We start from the raw sequence: 18,127 nt of genomic DNA, 5'->3' as shown, positions 1-18,127 counted from the left end.
GTTGCGTGGTGGACGGCGATGACGGACGCGGGGAAGCGGAGCCCCGCGCTGTCGCCCCTCGCGGGGATGGCCCAACCGTGCAGGACCACGCCGAGCGGCACGCCCAGAGCGCCTGCGACCGCTCGCTCGAACGCGGCCTGGAGCTGGGCGCGGGTCAGCCGTGCAGCCCTGGCAGGCGTCGGCGCGGCTGCGCAGCAGAACGCGCAGGACGGCATCGGTCAGGGCGTCGCACCGGTGTCCGTCGCGCGGCCGGAGCACGGCAAGCAGCCGGGCCGGCCCGAGGGGACGCTCCCGGTCAGCGGTGTCCGCTGTGGTCGTGGGCGGGGGTTACGAGCTCGGGCTGTTCCTGGGCGGGCAGCGGGGGCGCCGCCTGCCGGGCCAGGTTCTCTCCTTCGATGTCGATGTCGGGGAGGATGCGGTCGATCCAGGCGGGCAGGGACCAGGCGCGCTTGCCGAGGAGGGCGAGGGTTGCCGGGACGATCGTCATGCGGACGATGAAGGCGTCGAAGAGGACGGCGATGGCGAGGCCGAAGCCCAGGGCCTTGATCATGGCGTCGTGGGAGCCGACGAAGCCGGCGAAGACGCTGATCATGATGAGGGCTGCGGCGGTGACGACGGTGGCGCCGTGCTCGAAGCCCGTCTCGATCGCGGTGCGGGCGTCGGCGCCGTGGACGTACGCCTCGCGCATGCGGGTCACCAGGAACACCTGGTAGTCCATGGCCAGTCCGAAGACGATGCCGACCAGGAGGACGGGCATGAGGCTCATGAGAGGACCGGTCCGTTCAAGGCCGATCAGGTCCTTGAGCCAGCCCCACTGGAAGACCGCGACGAGGGCGCCGAGGGAGGCGAGTACGGAGAGCAGGAAGCCGAGGGCGGCGGTGACCGGGACGAGGATCGAGCGGAAGACGAGGATGAGGACGAGGAAGGCCAGGCCGGCGACGAGGGCCAGGTAGGGCACGATCGCCGCGCTGAACTTGGCGGAGATGTCGATGTTGAGGGCGGTGGTGCCGGTCACGAGGGACCGTGCTCCGGTGTCCGCCTTGAGGTCGGTGGCCAGCGAACGGATGCCGTCGACCAGGTCCTTGGTGGCGTCGCTGCCCGGTGCGCTCCTGGGGACGACCGTGACGATGGCAGTGTCACCGCTCTGGTTGAAGGCGGCCGGGGTCACGGCGGCGATGTCCGGCAGCTCGGTGATCGAGGTGCGCATCTCCTCGGCGCCGGCGCGGGTGACAGCGGGATCGCTGTCGTCGATGGTCACGGTGAGGGTGCCGTTGAAGCCGGGGCCGAAGGACTCCGCCAGCATGTCGTACGCCTTGCGCTGCGTGGACGAGGTGGCCTTGGAGCCGTCGTCGGGCAGCCCGAGTTCGAGGTCGGCCGCGGGCACGGCGACGACGCCCAGGGCGACGACGGCCAGGAACAGGACCCTGCCGGGTGTGCGCAGGATCCGGGAGATCCACCGCTGCCCCGGTCCGGTCCTGCTCCTGGCGGGCGCGGTCCGCTTGCGGGCCTTGCCGGCGACGCGTTCGCCGATGAAGCCGAGGAGGGCAGGGATCAGGGTGACGGCGACGAGGACGGCGAGGGTGACGGCACCGGCCGCCGCGAGGCCCATGGCGGTGAGGATGGGAAGGTTCACGACGGCCAGGCCGGCCAGCGCGATGACCACGGTCAGACCGGCGAAGACGACGGCGGTTCCGGCGGTGCCGGTGGCCCGCGCGGCAGCCTGCGGGGCGTCGTGGCCGTCGGCGCGTTCCGCGCGGTAGCGGGAGACGATGAACAGGGCGTAGTCGATTCCGACGGCGATGCCCAGCATCGTGGCCAGGGCCGAGGCGTTGCTGTTGAGCCCGAGCGGACCGCTGAGCGCGGTGATGGCGGCGATGCTCACTCCGACCCCGACCAGTGCGGTCAGCAGCGGGAGACCGGCGGCGGCCAGGGAGCCGAAGGTGATGACGAGGATGACGGCGGCGAGAGCGAAGCCGATGGCTTCGGCCGTGTGGCTCTGCGCGGGTGCGGCCAGGGCGTTGCCGGTGGCCTCGACGGTCAGCCCCTGGTCACGGCCGGATTCCAGGGCCTCTTCGAGACCGGTGTGGTCGGCGTCGGTCAGCTCGGCGTCCGTGGCGGTGTAGGTGACCTGCGCGTAGGCGGTGGCTCCGTCCGCGCTGAGCGCCTTGGCCGTGAACGGGTCGCTGACCTGGCCGATCCGTCGCGAGGACGCCTTCACCTCCGCCAGCGTCGCCTCCAGGGCGGCCTTGTTCTCGGCGGCAGTGATCTTCTCCCCGTCGGGGGCCCGCAGGACGACCCGGACGGCGGCGCCCTCGGCGTTGGCGGCCGGGAACTTCTCTCCCAGCAGGTCGATCGCGCGCTGCGCCTCCGTGCCGGGCAACGTGACGCTGGAGCCGGCGGGGCCCGAACCGGCGGCGCCGGCGGCGCCCATCGTGCCCAGGACGAGCACCCACAGAAGGACGACGAGGCGGCGTCGCGCGAACGCGGTCCGGCCCAGCCGGTACAGGAAGGTGGCCATGAAGGGGTGACAACTCTCTGTCGGTCGGTGCGTACGAAAAGAAGGGGCTGATCCACGGGGTGCCGGTGGGGCGGGACCATCCGCTCACGGACCCGGCCCACCGGCACCTGCCGGCCGCGTCGTCCCCACGGGCAGTCGGCACAGGCTCCGTCCCGGTCCATGCGCGGACGGGGCGGAGCCGCCCGGCGCGGTACGGACCCCGGCCCGGTCTGAGCCGACGTTGTCCGCGTGTGCCGGACCCGCTGGCCGGCGGACGGGCCTCTGGGTGTGGCACCGTCCGCCGTGCGTCCATGATTCCGCCGCCGCCGGGTGCGCTGTGTCGGCCTTTCGTCCAGGACCTGCGTCGTGGTGTCGGTCATCCGGCCGACACCACAGCCGTCTCACGCTCCTACGCTGGGCAGCGTGGACTCGTATCTCCCACTTCCCCCGGCCATCAGCAAGCTCATCAAGGTCAGTGGCGTAATCGCGTTCACGCTGACCTGGTTCGCGGATTTCGCCGCCGTGCTCAGCATGAACCCCGATCCGTTCGGCACCCCCACCACCTGGCTGCCCGTGGTCGTCACCGGCCCGCTGATCGGCCTGAGTGTCCTCGGCACACCCCGGGCCCCCGCCCTGCGTAAGCGGATCATCGCCGCCGTGACGCTCTCCCTCGCCCTGACCGTGTGGAGCCTGATCCAGCCACCCGACATCACCTGGTGGGGTGCGCTGGAAACGTGCGGACTGCTCTGCCTCACCGTCCGCGCCACGGCCCAGCCGTGGCGGCCGGTCACAGCGGCGGCCTGGGCCGCCGTCCTCGGCATCACGACTCTTCTCCTGCCCCTGCGGCCGGGATCACAGCACGCCCTCGTCGCCGGCACCTACAGCCTCACCGTGGCACTGGCCGTCTGCGTCGCCCTGGGCTGCGCCGCCCGCGCGCTGGAGATGCGCCGGGAACGGGCCGTGCACGATGTCCGCCAAGCCGAACGCCTCGCGCTCGCCCGGGACCTGCACGACCTGATCGCCCATCACATCACCGGCATCATCGTCCAGGCCAACGCCGCCCTCACCATCCAGGCCACCGCGCCCGACGCCGTCGACCCCATCCTGCGCAACATCGCCGGCTCCGGTACGGAGACTCTGGAGTCGATGCGCCGCCTCGTACGCGTGCTACGAGAGGACGACCACGCCGCCCTGCGCCCCGGAGACCTGCTCACCGAACTGGCAGACCTCGTCTCCGCCCACTCCGCCGCCGGCCCCGACGACAGCCCGGCGCGGCTCGACCTCACGGCAGCGGCCCGCACCACCCGCCTCAGCCCCGAAGTCGAACTCTCCGTCCTCCGACTGGTCCAGGAAGCCCTCACCAACATCCGCCGCCACGCACCCGGCGCCCCGGCAACCGTCCACCTGGACGTAGCCGCCGACCGGTTCCAGGCAACCGTCACCAACACCGCACCGCCCGGAAGAGCCGCCTCACCCGCCGGCGGACGCGGCGGCTTCGGCCTCCTCGGGCTGTGCGAGCGCGTCGAAGCCCTCGACGGAACCCTCCACGCCGGCCCCCTCTCCCACGGAGGTTGGCAGGTCCAAGCCGTATTCCCTCTGGTGCCGGCCGTCGGCACCCTCATGCCGGACGCCCCGCCGCCGCACTGACCGGCGCGCGCTCACTCGACGGGGCGTACCGTGCCGTGGGCCCAGGCCCACGCCGCGATCTCCACCCGATTCCGCGCCTGAATCTTGGCCTGGACCCGCGCCAGATACGTCTTCACCGTCGACAAGGAGAGGAACAGCTCACCGCAGATCTCCTGATTCGTGCGCCCCACCGCCACCAGGCGCACGATCTCCAGCTCACGCTGACTCAGCCCGGCAACGGCCGCTCCTTCCGTCCCAGGACGCAGTCCCCGCTCCGACTCCTCCAGCCGCCTGAGCAGACGAACCGTCACCGACGGCGACACCAGCGCGTCCCCACGGGCCGCAGCCCGCACGGCCTCCACCAACAACCCCGGTGAAGCGTCCTTCAGCAAGAATCCGCAGGCTCCGTTGCGCAGCCCGGTCCGCACATAGTCGTCCTGGTCAAAGGTCGTGATCAACACCACGTTCATCGGGTCGGCCACCTCCGACCCGGCCAGCTGACACACCACCTCCAGCCCGTCCAGGCGAGGCATACGAATGTCCGCCAGCACCACATCCGGGCGCAGCCGGCGTGCCTGCTCGACGCACTCCACGCCATCAGCCGCCTCCCCGACCACGCGAATGCCCGGCTGCGCCCCCAGAATCAAGCTGAATCCGGTGCGCACCAGCAACTGGTCGTCGGCGATCACCACGTCGATGTGCGTTTCTGTCACTGTCTCTTCCTACCAGTGCTCCGACTCGGCGGTTCGACCCCCTGGCAGCCGCACGGTGTTGACCGAGGCATCGCCTCGAAGAAGAGACGATCGCGATGCGCCGCCACCGCCAGCCCTGCCCCCGAACCGGGGCGCCGGTAAGAGCGCCGGCCGCAACGGAGAGTGTCACGTTCGACGGCGTGTGGCGGGGTCGCGCTCGCTCGGCCACGGCGCCGAACTCCCGGGCGGGCTCCTGCGGCGCCCCGTGGCGGCTCATGGCCGTGATCCGTTCCGCGTCGCCCATCTCCTTGGCCGTGATCACCGCGCACAGGCCGCCCGGTCACCTACGACGACGGCAGTCGAGCCTGGTGCGGCCTCGGTGGCGTCGGCTGCCCACCAGCGGGTGCCCAGCAGGCCGGAAAGGGCCGGCAGACCGGGCCAGAACTCCTCGCCGGCGTCTCGTCGGTGGCGACCAGGATGCCGCTGGCAGCGGTGGGACCGGCGAGGAGCGGGCCCGTTCGGTACGTGCCGGGCGGGCCCGGCACCCGTGTGCAGAGCCACCGGTGGGCGGCGGGCCGCCGAACGGGGCTCAGTACGTCTGGATCTCCAGGAGATTCCCGTCCGGGTCGCGCAGGTGCGCCGCCCGCAGCCCCCAACCCGGCAGCTCCCGGGCCGGCGCCACCAGGACCCCGCCATGCCGCCGGCACAGCGCGACCGCCGCGTCCATCGCCGCCGCGTCCGCGACGGGCACCACGAGGGTCGCACCGCCCGCAGCAGGAGCCGGCGGAACCTCACCGACGAACGCATCCCGCTGGATCACGGCGAACGCGGTCGCCCCCTCGGGCACGTCCCAACTGGCGTACCCGGACACCGCGTCACCGCGCGCGAGCACATATCCCGTCAGCTCGGGCAGTACGGCCGCATAGAAAGCGAAGACGGCCGGATAGTCCCCGGCGAGTACACGCGGATACAGAGCGAACATGAGTACCAACCTACTGGGCCCCGGTCTTGGAAAGTACGACCTGGCGTCCCGCTCGGCGAAGGGGCACCGTACGCAGATCCGTGAGGCGCTCGGCTTCGCCCGGCGACCCGCACGGATGGGGAACGGCTGACCGCCTGGCTCGCTGTCGAGGTCTGCCCTGTCGAGCTGGTGGAGGGCCGGCTGCGCGACGCCCTGTTCGTGCGGTGCCGCAGCGACCGCCTCGAAGTACCTGCTTGTGATGTACAGATGCCAGAAACGACTCTGCGGCTGAGCCGGGGCTTTGGTGAAGGCATGGTCAGTGGCGATGACAGGGCTGAAGACGCCGGGCTGTCGTCGTGATCTGCGGGTCTGTCGGAGTCACCCGCCTGACCGAGGCCTGGTGACCGTCCAGAAGGTCGCAAGCACCAGCACCACCGGACCGATGGGTCGAGGGGATCCCCCCTTCCCATCCACTTGCTCCACCAGGTATCTTGCATCGCATGGAACCAGGTGATTCGACCAAGCAGGCTCGGGCAGCCGCCCAGCTGCGCAAAGGGGTACTGGAGTACTGCGTACTCGCCTTGATGCGGGACCGTCCCCGCTACGGCGTGGAACTCCTCCATGCCTTGGAGGAGTCCGGTGCCCTGGCCACCAGCCAGGGCACGGTCTACCCGCTGCTCTCCCGGCTCCGCCGCGACGACCTGGTCACCACCACCTGGCAGGAGTCCGCCTCCGGCCCGCCCCGTCGCTACTACGCGCTCACCGACAGCGGCCGGGCCGCACTCGACGAGTTCAGCCGCGTCTGGCCCGGATTCCGCAACGCCGTCGACGCCTTCCTGACCACCCCGCACCAATCCACCGGAGACCTCGCATGAAGACCCCCACCGATCCCGTACGCGACTACCTCTCCGCCGTCGAGCGCGAGGCCTCCGTGCTCCCCGCCGACCGTCGCCAGGAACTCCTCGCCGACCTCGCCGAACACATCGAGGTGACGCGCGCCGAACGCCCCGACGCCGCGGTCGGGGAGGTCCTGGCGGAGCTGGGAGACCCCCGCACGATCGCGGCGACGGCGCTGTCCGAGGCGGAGAACGGGGCCGCCGGGACCTCGGCCCGAGGCGATGTGGGTGCACCCGCCCGACGCGGCAAGGTGCACCCCCTGGTCCCGCTCCTGATGCTCACCCTCTCGATGCCCTTCATGATGGTTTTCTCCGCTGCCCCCGGCCAGCTGTTCGGCGTCCTGTTCCGCATCACCGGCGCGGTACTTCTCTGCACCTCGGTGCACTGGACCGCCGTCCGGAAAACCACCGGCGTACTGCTTGCCGCCGTTCTGCCGAGCGTGATCATCAGCACCTGGAACCTGTCCAACGGCGGCCCGGAGGCCGGCACCCCGGCCCTCCTGGCCAACCTGGCGATGCTCGCCCTGATGGCCGGCACGGCAGCATGGCTCTGGCGGGTCCGCCGCGCCTGAGACGTTGCTTCCGGTCTGCGGGTTCGTCAAGAGCCGTCGGCCGACCGGGAAGCCGAGGCCCGCCAGCGCCCCGAGGCCGGCGGCGCGCAGGTGAGCCAGGACGTGATCGTGGCGGGCGGCGGTGATGTCGTGGGTGCGGCCGGGCCGGGCGGCGGATATCCGGATCAGGCGGCCTCTCTCGTCGGTGAGGGCGAGGAAGTGCAGGCCATGGCGGCGGTGTTTGCCGGAGTAGTCCCGTCGGTCGGCTCTTCCGGTGCGGCGCTGGGTGGGGATGAGGGTGCCATCGATCAGGACCACCTCCCTGCCCCGTTCGGCGATCTTCTTCAGGGCGCGGTCCAGACGAGGGGCCTGCGCGGCGAGCAGGGTGATCAGCTCGTCGCGCCAGCGGCGGACGGCGGTCCCGGACACGTTGTTGCCGCCGGCCATATCGGCCAGGCGCTGGTCGTGACGCAGCACGGCCAGGACGATCACCGCGATCCTCCCGGGCGGCAGGACCCGCCACCTGGACCGTATCGCCTTCAGGTGACGGCGCAGCACGTCGGCAAGGTGATTGGCGGTGCTCGTGCACAGTGGCAGACGGCACTGGTGGACAAGCGGGCAGGAGTCCTCGGCGCGTTCTTCGGTTCTCGTCACACAACTCCAACGGCCACCGGGGGGCACCCCGGTTACGCCGTACCGCACCGCTGCGGGCGGCGGCGTCCCGGAGCGCGCGGTGCGGGATCAGCATGACCGCCCGACCACCCACCTGGCCCGGTACCGGCACAGCCGAAGCGCGCTCGTCGGCCAGCTGCTCGCTCACCCGCTCAAGGGCGCGTTCGGCGACGGCGAGTTCGTCCCGTTCGGCCCTTACCTCCGCCAGCTCCTTGGCCGGCTGTTCTTCGAGTACAGCCGCCCATGACCAGCGCGAGTACCCCGAGAACCGGTCACGCCAGCCCTTTGACCAGCGACTTCAAGTTGGCGGAGGCTCACAGCAGGACACTCCTGCCGATGACGACGTGCCTCCACAGGTACCGGCAGGCCCCGCGGCGGCAAGCGTAGCCTCGGGCCCTGCACATCACTCAGTGAATTCGCCGCGCCTGCCTGACGGCCCGGCCCCGGAGGCGCGTGACGCGATCAGCCCCTGGCACCTCCGGCTTGGCCGATCGATGATGGGCGTCCGCAGCCTGAAGTTGTGTCCCGCTCTGCGGGCCTGCGGCCACGGTCCGTCGCCGGGCATACGGGCGTGGGGGCCTCCGGAGTGCACCACTCGTCAGCCGGACTGAACACGCTGCACGGACAGCGCCGCTTGTCTCTCGGCCCAGAAACGGCAGACAGCCCAGCCGGCACCGAGCACAGCCGCCGTCCAGACGATGACCTCGGCGAGAACAATCGCCGGGGTCAAGGTGAGGTGCGGCCGAGGCGGCAGCACGACCATCTGCACGGCAGCGCCCACCGGAACCGTCAACGCCGCAAGCAAGCCGACCAGTCCAGGCTGCCTGATGGCTGCACCCACCACACCAAGGACCAGTCCGAACGGCACACCCACCACCAACCAGCTGACCATATCCATGTCGGCCCCCGAGACGAAGGCATCCGTCACGTAGTACGCCACCGTGGCAGCGACCAGCGCGAGGGCCCCGACCAGCGCACCGCGGACCCATGTCCCGGCCAGCCAGCCCATCGCCACCGCCAGCGCGGCCCAGGACCAGCCTGCGTCCACCAGCAGGCTGAGCACCTTGGCGGCCTTGGCCCAGACTGTGCCCGTGAGCGGCATTCCGAGCTCCGCATACGGCGACGAAAGCGCGTTGACGAGCGAGGTAGCCGCCCCGAAGCCCACCCCGACGGCAAGGCTTCCCACCATGATTTTCATACCGAGAGGGTATCCAGTGCGCTGTGACGCCCCTCCGAGCTGTCACTGACCGTACGCAAGCCGGGCTCAACGCGCCGCCCCCCGCCGTACACAGGCCTGGCTCGGCGTGGACCGAGCTGCCCCGCACCGCGAGTCCGAGCGACAGCGAGTTCTGCCAGCGAGCTCTACCAGTGGTTGCTTCACCATGCCCGGCTGATGGGCTGGGCATGGTGAAGCGGTCGACGAGGTGGACGGTGTCACTGTGCCCCGGCGGCGCTTCCTTCTCGTGTGGGCGTCGATCGCCCTGGCCGATCCAGGGTGAAGCCGCTGTTCTCGCAGCTCGGGGCATGGTCTGTGCGTCAGGCACATGAGACGGTCCCACAGCGGGAGGGCGTAGCGAACGCAGTCGTTACGGCTCCTGGCCGGCGAACCCAGTCGCGTGAGGTGAGCGCCGGCGGTCAGGCCGGGGTGGTTTGCGGCCGATTCCCCGGAGCAGCGTGGTCAGTCGGCTGCCTCAGGGCGAGGACGATCAGCAGAACGAACGCGGTGAGGGCGGTGAACGTGCGCAGGTTGTTGAACAGTTCCCAGCGTCGCAGGATCTCCGCGTGATCGGCCGGGGCCGAGGTGAGCGCCCATTCCTTGATCCGGCCGTTGATCGGCACATTGCCGAACCGGGTTATCAGGAAGGACGCGAGGGTCAGCAGACCTGCCGTACCCGCGATCAGCCGGGCACGGCCGCGTGTCAGGGCCGCGAGAGTGAGGGAACTCAGCGTCGACACGGCCATCGCCGCCTGCATGGTGATGCCGTTCATCTTCATCAGCTCGGCGTGGAATGACAGCCGCATGTCGAGTGGTACAGCGTTGAAGGTGGGGACGAGGTTGGCCGCGCCGTAGCCGAATGCGCCGGCGAGGAGGCCGGTGGCGAGCAGGGCGAGTCCCCGGAGAAGTCGGATGCGCATGTTCGTTGGCTCCAGTACATGGGTGCTTGTGGGGCCAGGTCCGGTCAATGGCCTGGGTGTCGGAGGACCCGAACCAGACCTGTGGTCCGTCACTGGCGGTCGTCGAGTTCCGTCGAGGGTCCGGTCACCTGGCAGCCGGTGACTGGCGCGACCGTGACAGTTCTCCGGCTGTCCGCTGCAGAGATTCGGGCGACTTCAACTCGTGCTGGTTCTGCGGGGCGGCGTAGGGCGGAGCGGGTTGCTGCCTGCGGTGTCGCCGTTGGCCGGCAGGCATGCAGGTGACCGTCCGGGGACTACCGCGGTCACACCTGCGCAGCGAGGAGGAAGCGACCGCCCGGTTCGCCGCGGAGGTGTCCTGGGGGGAGCCGTCGGCCGTATGCGAGCAGGAGGAGATCCTGTGCGGCGCCGGACAGAGGCGTTCCGGTACCGAAGGACCAGTCGAGATCGTCGGCGCGGAGTTCGATGCCGCTCAGATCGGCTCCGAAGAACTTGAGGGTCTTGGCGTCGACGCTCTCCAGGAGGATGCGCACGCGGTCTTCGGGAACCCGGCGGCCGAGGCCCAGCGCGACCGTGATGTCCAGGCCGTGGATCACGTCGTGGCCCAGGGCCGCTTCGATCCCGCCGACCGGCGGCTTCCAGGGGTGATCCGCGTTGTCACGGAGCAATGCGGCGAGCTCACGCGTCGAATGGGCAGCCGCGTCCTTGTGGGCGCAGCGATCGGTCATCCGGTGGAGATTGCCTCGCGATCTGACCAGTTCCCACGCCATCTTGGGGAGCGAGTACCGAAACCCCATCGTCATGTGGGCCGCGACTTCCCGTACCCGCCATCCCCCGCACAGGGTCGGTGCGTCCCATTCGTCGGCCGACAGGCCATCCAGCATGGCTGCCAACTCTCGGCGTTCGGCCGCGATCACGGCTCTGATGTCCGCCGCTGGTCTGCGGTGCGTCGTGTTCCCCATGGCTTCAAGGCTCTCGGCAGGCCCACCATAAGTCCAATATTTTGCATGTCTCACAACTAGAATGATCAGTTATGGACATTCGGCAGCTGCGGTACTTCGTCACCGTCGCGGAGGAAGCCAACTTCACCCGCGCCGCCGCCCGGCTGCACCTGGCACAGCCAGGAGTGAGCTCCCAGGTCCGGCAGTTGGAAAAGGAGCTCGGGCATCTGCTGCTCGACCGCTCCGGCCGGTCGGTGACCCTGACGGAGGTGGGCGAGGCCGTGCTGCCGTACGCGCGGGCCGCGATCAGCGCCGTCGAGGCGGTCCGCCAGACCGCCGACGAGTTCACCGGGCTGCTCCGCGGCCAGGTCACCCTCGGCCTCGTCTCGGGGGCGGCCGCAGCAGCCGATGAGTTCGACCTGGCCGCCGTCCTGGCCCGCTTCCACGCAAACCACCCCCAGGTGGAGATCTCCCTGACCGAGGACACCTCGGAGTGGATGCTCACCGCGCTGCGCCGGGGGGAACTCGACATCGCCATGATCGGACTCGCGGACGAGGAACCCCCACCGGGCATTTCCCTCCAGGTCCTGGTCGACGAACCCCTGGTCGCAGCCGTCGCCCCGGACGACCCCGCCCTCACGTCCCCGGACCGCACGAGCATTCCGTTGGCCGAGCTCCGCGATCGGCCGCTGATCAGCCTGCCACGTGGCACAGGCATCCGCGGGGTACTCGACCGTGCGTGCGCGCAAGCCGGGTTCCAGCCCCACATCGCCTTCGAAGCGGCCGCTCCGCTGCTCCTTGCACAACTCGCCGCCCGCGGCCTCGGCGTGGCAGTGGTCCCGGTCCTGCCCGCCGACGAGACGTCGGCCTTCGGGCTGCGGATGCTGGAGATCACCGAGCCGCGGCTACGCGGCCGGGTCGCTCTGACCTGGCGGACAGACGGTCCCTCCAGCCCCGCAGCCACCGTCTTACTGGACCTGCTGCGTACCACCCTCACCGCGCCAGGGACCGACTGACCGGTCAAAGTCGAACAGCGGGCAACAACAGCAGCACGCCCGCCTCAAGTCCCTTGCCAACGAACATAGTCCGCCCTGGTCAGCGGAGCACCGTCGACTGTCTTCGCCGGCAAAGGACACCATGGACACCCGCTCCCGGAAGGCGGGTTCCGGCTCATCTTTCCGCGAAGCGGGCACCGTGGTGACGGCGCTCTCACTGCTTGGGCCTCACGGTAGTCATTCGTGCCTGCGCTGGCCGCTCGGCGGGGTCGCAGGTCCGGTTGTCCAGGAGGCAGCGCGGAGTACTTGCGCGGCGATCTCCAGCACGGTCAGACCATCTGTCGGGACACGGACGGTTCCCGCTGGAGCCTCGGCATCCAGACGCCGCGCCATTCGCAGGCTGCGCTCGATGTGCGCGACAAGTTGTGTTCCGATTTCCCGCTGCGCCAGTCTTTGCCTCACGGTGGTCTCGCTGGCCGTGAGCAAGACATGGGTGACTCTGACCCCGTTGCCGCCCATGGCACGGCTGATCATCGGCTCTTCGAGGATGCTCACCGTGTTGGTATAGATCAGTCGCCTCTGGCCGAGCGCAGCGTAGTTCGACCAGACTGCGGCGATGTTCCGTTCGGTGATCGATGTGCGGTGAGGGTCGTTGGCAGGGGCGGGATGGATCTGGTCCATGAAGTCCCCCTCGATCAGACAGTGCGCCGTCCCCACCTTCTGCAGGGATGCGGATACTTCCCAGGCGACGGTCGTCTTCCCGACGCCCGCACCACCACCGATGAGCAACAGTTCATAGGAAGGCATGGTCGATCAGCTTGGCAGAGCCCGGGTCGGGGGGCACATTGTTTTCCGGCGGTGACTCTGACGCAATTGACCTCGTGCACGGAGGAGCCGAGCTGAGGGTGGGAGCGTTTCCGCCCGGCAGCAAGACAGAAACAGGTCGTGGCACCGTTTTCGAGCGCGTGGACGTGTACGACCGCCCGATGCCCATGGGCAAGGAGAACCTCTTGCCCGGTCTGCCGACCGGGCAGGAGAGAATCCACGCTCAAGTCACGGCAGGGGCGAGGCGCTTGACTTCCCGCAGGGTGGGGGCGGTCTCGATGCTCTGGATGCCAGGGAGCCGGCTGATGCGCTGGTCGATGTAGTCGTACAGGTCCGCCGGGTCGCGGAAGATGCCGCTGGCGACCAGGTTGGACGTGCCGGTGATGGCTGCGGCGAATGCGATCTGCGAGTGGGTGGCGAGGGTTTCCCCCACGATGCGCAGGTGCGCGGGGGCGACGTTCAGCCAGATCCGGGTGGCCATGTGGTAGCCGAGGAGCTGCGGATCGAAGTCGACAGAGAGATTCAAGGCACCCTCGCCGCGGAGGCGATCGAGGTGGCGCTGGACGCTGGAGGGGGAGCGGCCGGCGGCTGCGGCGAGTTCGGGCAGCGTCGCACGGCCGTCTCGGGCCAGCTCGGTGAACAGAATGTGGTCGGTTGCGTCCAAGCCGAGCGGGGCGGCGGTGGATGAGCCGGAATCCACCGCGGCCGCAGTGCCCTGCGGCTCGAACCGGGTGGCGTGCCAGGTGCTGGTCGCACCGACGAAGATGCGCATCATGCAGTGAGCGCTGACGGAGAGCACCCGCGGGGTGCGGGGGAGTTTTCCCAGCAGCAGTGCGTTGCGTTCCTCAGCTGTACGGGCGTTGAACGCGCAGTAGAGCTCGGTGCCGCCGGAGGCGAGGGTGACCCAGCTGGTGTCGGGACGGCGGGCGAGGGCTTCGGCGATGGTTCCGGCGGCGTCCGGGGTGCAGTGCAGGCGCAGCAGCCACCGGCTCAGGCCAAGGCGGGAGGAGACGGGCTGGCCGATGATGCGCAGGCCGAGGGCGCGCAGCCGTTGGTAACGGCGGGCGACGGTGCGTTCGGAGACACTGCGGTCTCGCGCGATGCGGCTGAAAGGGGCTCGGCCGTCGAGCTGGAGGGCCCGGAGCAGGTGCTGGTCGAGGTCGTCCATGGTGTCTCGATCCACCGGTACACCTTATTTCTTCGCCGGATGATCCCGCTTTCAAGAGTACGGCTTGGGCCGGAGCGGGACGGACCTGGATGGTGACCAGGTCGTTGTCCACCCGGTGTGAAAGTTGGGAATCCATGCGTATCTGGGGGCCGTTGGCCGCCATCTGCCTGGGCACGTTCATGTTGCTCGTCGACGTGACGATCGTGCTGGTGGCGCTGCCTGCCATGTCGGAGTCGCTGGGCTCGTCACTGTCCCAACTGCAATGGGTCGCCGACGGCTACGCGCTCGCGGTGGCGGCCGCCCTGCTGGGCGCCGGGATGCTGGCCGACCTTCACGGCCGACGCCGGATGTACGCGGGCGGACTGGTCGTCTTCGCCCTGGCATCGGTCGCCTGTGCGCTGTCGCCGGGCATGGCCGTACTGATTGCCGCCCGCATCGTGCAGGGACTGGGTGCGGCGGCGATGTTCACGACCACGCTGTCCCTGATCAGCACCCTGTACTCGGGTCGCCGCCTGGCCCTGGCCTTCGGCACCTGGGCGGCCGTCGCCGCCGGCGCCTCCGCCCTGGGGCCGATCCTGGGCGGCCTGCTCACCCAGGCCCTGGACTGGCGGTGGATCTTCTACGTCAACGTCCCCGTCACCGTGACCGCCCTGACCATGACCTTCCGCTACATCCCCCGCACCGCACCACCGGTACGGGACACCGCACGGCGCCTGGACGTTCCCGGTCTGGTGTTGTTCGCGATCGGTGCGGGTGGGTCCGTCCACGCCCTGACCGAGGCACACGTCCAAGGGTGGGTATCGGCAGGGACACTGGTGCCACTGGGAGCAGCACTGGGCGCGTTCGTCGCCTTCCTGCGAGTGCAACAGCGCCGCTGGCACCCGCTGCTGGACCTGTCGCTGTTCCGCCGGCCCGCGTTCACCGCTGCGATGCTCACGATCGCGGTCGGCGAGGGCACCGTCTACGGAATCATGCCGTACACCTCTCTGTGGCTGCAGTCCGTGCAGCACCTCTCCCCGCTCGCCGCCGGTCTGGTCGTGCTGCCGCACGCGGTGGCTGCCGCATCGGTAGCGGTGCTGGGCGGACGCCGGAGACTCAAGCCCTCCCCCCGCCTGCCCGCCCTCGGGCTCGCCCTCGCCGGTCTCGGGGTCGGCGCCGAGGGCTTCCTGGGACCCGATTCGGGCTGGCCCGTCCTGGTGGCGGGCCTGGCCCTGAGCGGGGTCGGCATGGGCCTGATCTTCCAGGTCGCCGCAGCTCTCGCGCTGGGCTCCGTACCGGCCGAGCATGCGGGTACCGCCAGCGGCGCCTACAGCACCTTCGAACAGCTCGGCTACGCCTTCGGAGTAGCGGTCTTCGGCGCCCTGGCCGTCTCCACCATGACCACGTCCCTCCGCAGCAAGGTCACCGATCCCGGCGGCACCGCGCAGACCCTCTCCGGCGGCGGCGCCGACAGTCTCCTGGCCCACGTCCCGGCCGCACAGCGCACCGGTCTGGAGCACACACTCCATGCCGTGTTCGCCACCGGGCACAACACCCTCGCGCTCACGGCGGGTGCCGTGGCCCTGGCCGGAGCTGCCCTCGTGCTGTGGCTGTCCCGACAGCCCCGGGAAGAACGCTCAACGGCCGCAGGCGAAACCACCACTGACGCCCAGCCGGCCACAGCCGCCATCGAATGAGCCCGGCGGCAACCCGATCCCCCACCAGCCGATCCGCGACACAACGCACGGAGCGAAACATGTCCTGACTCGCGCAGAGATCGCCGCACTCCCACGGGCCGTCTTCGGCCTCACTCATACCCCGGCCCTGACCATCGACGTCACAGGAGGAGCCACCATGGCCACCACCCCGATTCCCGTCATCGACCTCAGCCGCTGGACATCGCATCACAGCGCAGACCGGGAGCGGCTCGCCGCTCAGGTCGACCGCTCCCTGCAGTCCACCGGCTTCCTGCTGGTGACCGGACACGGCATCGAACCGGAACTGCCCGGCCACGTACGCGCCGCGGCACACGACTTCTTCCACATGCCCCAGGCGGGCAAGGAGCACTACGACCAGAACCGGCGCGGCTGGATCGGCCGGGAACGGGTGACAACCGCCCGGTCCGAAGGCACCCACACCCCGCCGGACCTGCTGGAGGTCTGGTCATGCGCCGTCGATTCCTCCGCGCGGCCCGGCAACGCACAGCAGATGCCCTGCGACTGGCCCGACGAAGTCCCCACCCTGCGCCCGCTCGTCACCGCATACACCGACCGGATGCGTACCCTGGCCGATACGCTCCTCGAAGTCATGGCGACCGCGCTGCGCCAGCCGGCCGACTTCTTCACCCGCCACACCACGCGCCCGCACTGGGACTTCACCATCAACTGGTACCCGGCGGCCCACGAAACCGGCACCGCCGCCCCCGGCCAGTTCCGTGTCGGACCGCACACCGACTTCGGCCTCATCACCCTCCTGAACCGGCAGCCCGGCAAGGGCGGCCTTCAGATCTACGACGACGAAGCCGGCTGGCAGGACGCCCCCTACGAGCCCAGCGCCTACACGCTCAACATCGGTGACCTCATGGCCCGCTGGAGCGGGGACCGCTGGCGCTCCGGCCGCCACCGCGTTCTGCCGCCGCCCCCCGAGGCCCCACAGGAGGAACTCACCTCACTGGTGTACTTTCACGCCTGCGCACCCCACACCGACATCACCTCGCTGCCGACACCCGTCGGCCGCAGGCCCTACAGCCCTGTACGTGCTGGGGACTACCTCCACGACAAAATGCGAACCATCCTCGGCTGACCCCCGGGTACACGCCGGCCCAACGCTGCGCCGTCAACAGGCCGCCCAGGCAGAAGCCCGTCAAGCAATGGCCCGGGTGGCCGATCACCAGGCCGACATGGGCGGCCCCCGCACCTGCACAACATCTGCGACGCCTGCCCCTCCAGGCCGCATCGAGCGGGCACTTCGCCCGGAAACCGCCCCGAACCCGTACCCGTACCTGTACCCGTCAGCACCATGCCCGCTGAATCACCCACCAGCGCCGCCAGACCAGCGCGCCCGAACATCGATAGCCGACACCGTCGTAGAGGCTGTCCCGAGTTGTTCCGCCGCACGCAGCGCCAGCGAGGCCGCGAGTGTCACCCCGGGATGCGCAGCCAGTGCGACGACCCCCGGAGCGCTCGCCAGCGGTGCGCAGAGCACGCCGTCGCCAGCCGGGATCGGGCGGACCCCTATGGTCACGTCTCCCAGCACCGGTTCCCGCGGCAGTCCGAACGCCTCCCTCACGGCACTCAGGGACGCGCGCACCCGCGCCCGCGTCGCCGTCTCCGTCTCGCCCGGGACCACGTCCTCGGCGCCGACGAAGCCGTGCCGGATGGACGGCCGGATCTCGAAATCCGGCGTGGACACCACCCGGTCCAGGCGTAGTTCCGGTGCGATGAAGGTGAAGCGCGCGGCCGGGACACCGGGTACTTCGATGTGCTCGCCGAGCTGCTCCGCGAGGGCGGGCAGGCCTGTCCCGCAGGCGAGTACGATCCGATCGACGGCGAGTGCCACTCCGGTGCCCTGCAGCTCGTAGCCGCCCGCCCGCCGCGCCCGGATGCGATCCACCCGAGCGGCGACGACGGTGGCCCCGCCTGCCCGCGCGCGGGCGAGGAACGCGCGGCGCAGGTCGTCCGGCTCGACCATGCCCTCGTCGCTCGCGTACGCGACGACCGGCGGCGGCACCCGCAGGCCGGGAAGGAGCTGTCGCAGCGCCTCCGCCTCGATGGTCGCGACGCCGGGACCCGATTGCTCGGCGAATCGAGCCGTCGCGGCTGCGGTGGATGCCCAGCTCACGGCGCCGTTCCAGGTGATGGCGCCGCGCAACGGCGGCGTCGCCGTGACGTTGCGCAACACGCCGAGCGACCGGGCGAGCTCGTTCCGATCGCGCGCGCCCGACGGTGGCTCCGCCGCCGACCCGTGCGAGTTGAGCCAGCCGAACGCCACATCCGTCACCGGCGGCCGCGACTCCTCCGCCGTGCAGACCACGACGGACAGGCCGCGGCGCACGAGCTCGTCCGCCACCGCCGCTCCCAGCGCGCCCGAGCCGACCACGGCGACGCGCATCATGCTCTCCCGGACCATTCGCCCACCTCTGTTTCCTCGGCGACCATGCGCACCGCACGGCGACGGAGCTCAAGCGGGTAC

At 70.2% G+C, this 18,127-nt stretch carries 17 protein-coding genes and 2 pseudogenes; 8 read left to right on the top strand and 11 right to left on the bottom strand.

Annotated features, from left to right (window positions below):
* Positions 1–295 precede the first annotated feature (295 nt).
* Positions 296–2,518, bottom strand: a complete 2,223-nt coding sequence (locus ACFV8T_RS01930) for an MMPL family transporter (protein WP_385323391.1) — start codon at positions 2,516–2,518, stop codon at positions 296–298.
* A 402-nt stretch (positions 2,519–2,920) separates the two neighbouring features.
* On the opposite strand from ACFV8T_RS01930, the gene ACFV8T_RS01925 reads away from it, so the two are divergent.
* The gene (locus ACFV8T_RS01925; protein WP_385323389.1) at positions 2,921–4,144 is read left to right on the top strand and encodes a histidine kinase; all 1,224 of its coding nucleotides are present in this window, start codon (positions 2,921–2,923) and stop codon (positions 4,142–4,144) included.
* Between the two features lie 11 nt (positions 4,145–4,155).
* Here ACFV8T_RS01925 and ACFV8T_RS01920 read toward each other — a convergent pair whose 3' ends face one another.
* From ACFV8T_RS01920 to ACFV8T_RS01910, 3 genes and pseudogenes are all read right to left on the bottom strand, one after another.
* Positions 4,156–4,836: a response regulator gene (locus ACFV8T_RS01920; RefSeq protein WP_385323387.1), complete on the bottom strand. Its 681-nt coding sequence runs from the start codon at positions 4,834–4,836 to the stop codon at positions 4,156–4,158.
* A 208-nt stretch (positions 4,837–5,044) separates the two neighbouring features.
* Positions 5,045–5,303, bottom strand: a pseudogene (locus tag ACFV8T_RS01915) (IMP dehydrogenase); the annotation flags it as partial.
* 101 nt (positions 5,304–5,404) lie between these two features.
* Complete coding sequence (locus tag ACFV8T_RS01910) at positions 5,405–5,797, bottom strand: glyoxalase/bleomycin resistance/extradiol dioxygenase family protein (RefSeq protein WP_385323385.1); 393 nt, start codon at positions 5,795–5,797, stop codon at positions 5,405–5,407.
* On the opposite strand from ACFV8T_RS01910, the gene ACFV8T_RS01905 reads away from it, so the two are divergent.
* The 3 genes from ACFV8T_RS01905 to ACFV8T_RS01895 all read left to right on the top strand — a co-directional run bounded on the left by ACFV8T_RS01905 (position 5,796) and on the right by ACFV8T_RS01895 (position 7,244).
* Positions 5,796–5,927 carry a hypothetical protein gene (locus ACFV8T_RS01905; protein WP_385323383.1) on the top strand — a complete coding sequence of 44 codons (132 nt, stop codon included), beginning with the start codon at positions 5,796–5,798 and terminating at the stop codon, positions 5,925–5,927. The genes ACFV8T_RS01910 and ACFV8T_RS01905 overlap by 2 nt on opposite strands.
* 349 nt (positions 5,928–6,276) lie before the next feature.
* Positions 6,277–6,651, top strand: coding sequence for a PadR family transcriptional regulator (locus tag ACFV8T_RS01900; RefSeq protein WP_385323381.1), 375 nt, complete (start codon positions 6,277–6,279; stop codon positions 6,649–6,651).
* On the top strand, positions 6,648–7,244 hold the full coding sequence (locus tag ACFV8T_RS01895; RefSeq protein WP_385323379.1) for an HAAS signaling domain-containing protein: 597 nt from the start codon (positions 6,648–6,650) through the stop codon (positions 7,242–7,244). Before ACFV8T_RS01900 ends, ACFV8T_RS01895 begins: the two co-directional genes overlap by 4 nt.
* A gap of 51 nt (positions 7,245–7,295) precedes the next feature.
* Here the strand turns inward: ACFV8T_RS01895 and ACFV8T_RS01890 are convergent.
* Positions 7,296–7,670 (bottom strand): annotated as a pseudogene (locus ACFV8T_RS01890) (transposase family protein); the annotation flags it as partial.
* Positions 7,671–7,956: 286 nt separating this feature from the next.
* Between ACFV8T_RS01890 and ACFV8T_RS01885 the strand changes: the two are divergent.
* Entirely contained in the window at positions 7,957–8,142 is a 186-nt protein-coding gene (locus tag ACFV8T_RS01885; protein ID WP_385323377.1) for a hypothetical protein, read from the top strand.
* Between the two features lie 351 nt (positions 8,143–8,493).
* Here ACFV8T_RS01885 and ACFV8T_RS01880 read toward each other — a convergent pair whose 3' ends face one another.
* From ACFV8T_RS01880 to ACFV8T_RS01870, 3 genes are all read right to left on the bottom strand, one after another.
* Entirely contained in the window at positions 8,494–9,093 is a 600-nt protein-coding gene (locus tag ACFV8T_RS01880; protein ID WP_385323375.1) for a hypothetical protein, read from the bottom strand.
* Between the two features lie 437 nt (positions 9,094–9,530).
* Positions 9,531–10,031 carry an anthrone oxygenase family protein gene (locus ACFV8T_RS01875; RefSeq protein ID WP_385323374.1) on the bottom strand — a complete coding sequence of 167 codons (501 nt, stop codon included), beginning with the start codon at positions 10,029–10,031 and terminating at the stop codon, positions 9,531–9,533.
* Between the two features lie 302 nt (positions 10,032–10,333).
* Entirely contained in the window at positions 10,334–10,990 is a 657-nt protein-coding gene (locus ACFV8T_RS01870) for a maleylpyruvate isomerase family mycothiol-dependent enzyme (protein ID WP_385323372.1), read from the bottom strand.
* 71 nt (positions 10,991–11,061) lie between these two features.
* On the opposite strand from ACFV8T_RS01870, the gene ACFV8T_RS01865 reads away from it, so the two are divergent.
* Positions 11,062–11,985, top strand: coding sequence for a LysR family transcriptional regulator (locus tag ACFV8T_RS01865; RefSeq protein WP_385323370.1), 924 nt, complete (start codon positions 11,062–11,064; stop codon positions 11,983–11,985).
* A gap of 216 nt (positions 11,986–12,201) precedes the next feature.
* Here ACFV8T_RS01865 and ACFV8T_RS01860 read toward each other — a convergent pair whose 3' ends face one another.
* Positions 12,202–12,771, bottom strand: a complete 570-nt coding sequence (locus ACFV8T_RS01860) for an AAA family ATPase (protein WP_385323368.1) — start codon at positions 12,769–12,771, stop codon at positions 12,202–12,204.
* A 241-nt stretch (positions 12,772–13,012) separates the two neighbouring features.
* Positions 13,013–13,972, bottom strand: coding sequence for an Lrp/AsnC family transcriptional regulator (locus ACFV8T_RS01855; RefSeq protein ID WP_385323366.1), 960 nt, complete (start codon positions 13,970–13,972; stop codon positions 13,013–13,015).
* Positions 13,973–14,091: 119 nt separating this feature from the next.
* Between ACFV8T_RS01855 and ACFV8T_RS01850 the strand changes: the two genes are divergently transcribed.
* Positions 14,092–15,633 carry an MFS transporter gene (locus ACFV8T_RS01850; RefSeq protein WP_385323364.1) on the top strand — a complete coding sequence of 514 codons (1,542 nt, stop codon included), beginning with the start codon at positions 14,092–14,094 and terminating at the stop codon, positions 15,631–15,633.
* 157 nt (positions 15,634–15,790) lie between these two features.
* Positions 15,791–16,738 (top strand): isopenicillin N synthase family dioxygenase, encoded by a 948-nt coding sequence (locus ACFV8T_RS01845; protein ID WP_385323363.1) that lies wholly within the window; start codon positions 15,791–15,793, stop codon positions 16,736–16,738.
* Between the two features lie 228 nt (positions 16,739–16,966).
* On the opposite strand, the gene ACFV8T_RS01840 is transcribed toward ACFV8T_RS01845, so the two are convergent.
* Entirely contained in the window at positions 16,967–18,064 is a 1,098-nt protein-coding gene (locus tag ACFV8T_RS01840; protein ID WP_385323361.1) for an NAD(P)/FAD-dependent oxidoreductase, read from the bottom strand.
* Positions 18,065–18,127 lie beyond the last annotated feature (63 nt).

It is taken from the genome of Streptomyces sp. NPDC059832 (assembly GCF_042731715.1).
Lineage (GTDB): Bacteria > Actinomycetota > Actinomycetes > Streptomycetales > Streptomycetaceae > Streptomyces.
This window is presented reverse-complemented; position numbering and strand designations above follow the sequence as displayed.

What these genes read in the sequence shown, in the direction of transcription:
- ACFV8T_RS01860 (WP_385323368.1), bottom strand. Translation starts at nt 12,771, where the DNA reads ATGCCTTCCTATGAACTGTTGCTCATCGGTGGTGGTGCGGGCGTCGGG.
- ACFV8T_RS01840 (WP_385323361.1), bottom strand. Translation starts at nt 18,064, where the DNA reads ATGGTCCGGGAGAGCATGATGCGCGTCGCCGTGGTCGGCTCGGGCGCG.
- ACFV8T_RS01895 (WP_385323379.1), top strand. Translation starts at nt 6,648, where the DNA reads ATGAAGACCCCCACCGATCCCGTACGCGACTACCTCTCCGCCGTCGAG.
- ACFV8T_RS01905 (WP_385323383.1), top strand. Translation starts at nt 5,796, where the DNA reads ATGAGTACCAACCTACTGGGCCCCGGTCTTGGAAAGTACGACCTGGCG.
- ACFV8T_RS01850 (WP_385323364.1), top strand. Translation starts at nt 14,092, where the DNA reads ATGCGTATCTGGGGGCCGTTGGCCGCCATCTGCCTGGGCACGTTCATG.
- ACFV8T_RS01875 (WP_385323374.1), bottom strand. Translation starts at nt 10,031, where the DNA reads ATGCGCATCCGACTTCTCCGGGGACTCGCCCTGCTCGCCACCGGCCTC.
- ACFV8T_RS01930 (WP_385323391.1), bottom strand. Translation starts at nt 2,518, where the DNA reads ATGGCCACCTTCCTGTACCGGCTGGGCCGGACCGCGTTCGCGCGACGC.
- ACFV8T_RS01900 (WP_385323381.1), top strand. Translation starts at nt 6,277, where the DNA reads ATGGAACCAGGTGATTCGACCAAGCAGGCTCGGGCAGCCGCCCAGCTG.
- ACFV8T_RS01910 (WP_385323385.1), bottom strand. Translation starts at nt 5,797, where the DNA reads ATGTTCGCTCTGTATCCGCGTGTACTCGCCGGGGACTATCCGGCCGTC.
- ACFV8T_RS01880 (WP_385323375.1), bottom strand. Translation starts at nt 9,093, where the DNA reads ATGAAAATCATGGTGGGAAGCCTTGCCGTCGGGGTGGGCTTCGGGGCG.
- ACFV8T_RS01865 (WP_385323370.1), top strand. Translation starts at nt 11,062, where the DNA reads ATGGACATTCGGCAGCTGCGGTACTTCGTCACCGTCGCGGAGGAAGCC.
- ACFV8T_RS01870 (WP_385323372.1), bottom strand. Translation starts at nt 10,990, where the DNA reads ATGGGGAACACGACGCACCGCAGACCAGCGGCGGACATCAGAGCCGTG.
- ACFV8T_RS01845 (WP_385323363.1), top strand. Translation starts at nt 15,791, where the DNA reads ATGGCCACCACCCCGATTCCCGTCATCGACCTCAGCCGCTGGACATCG.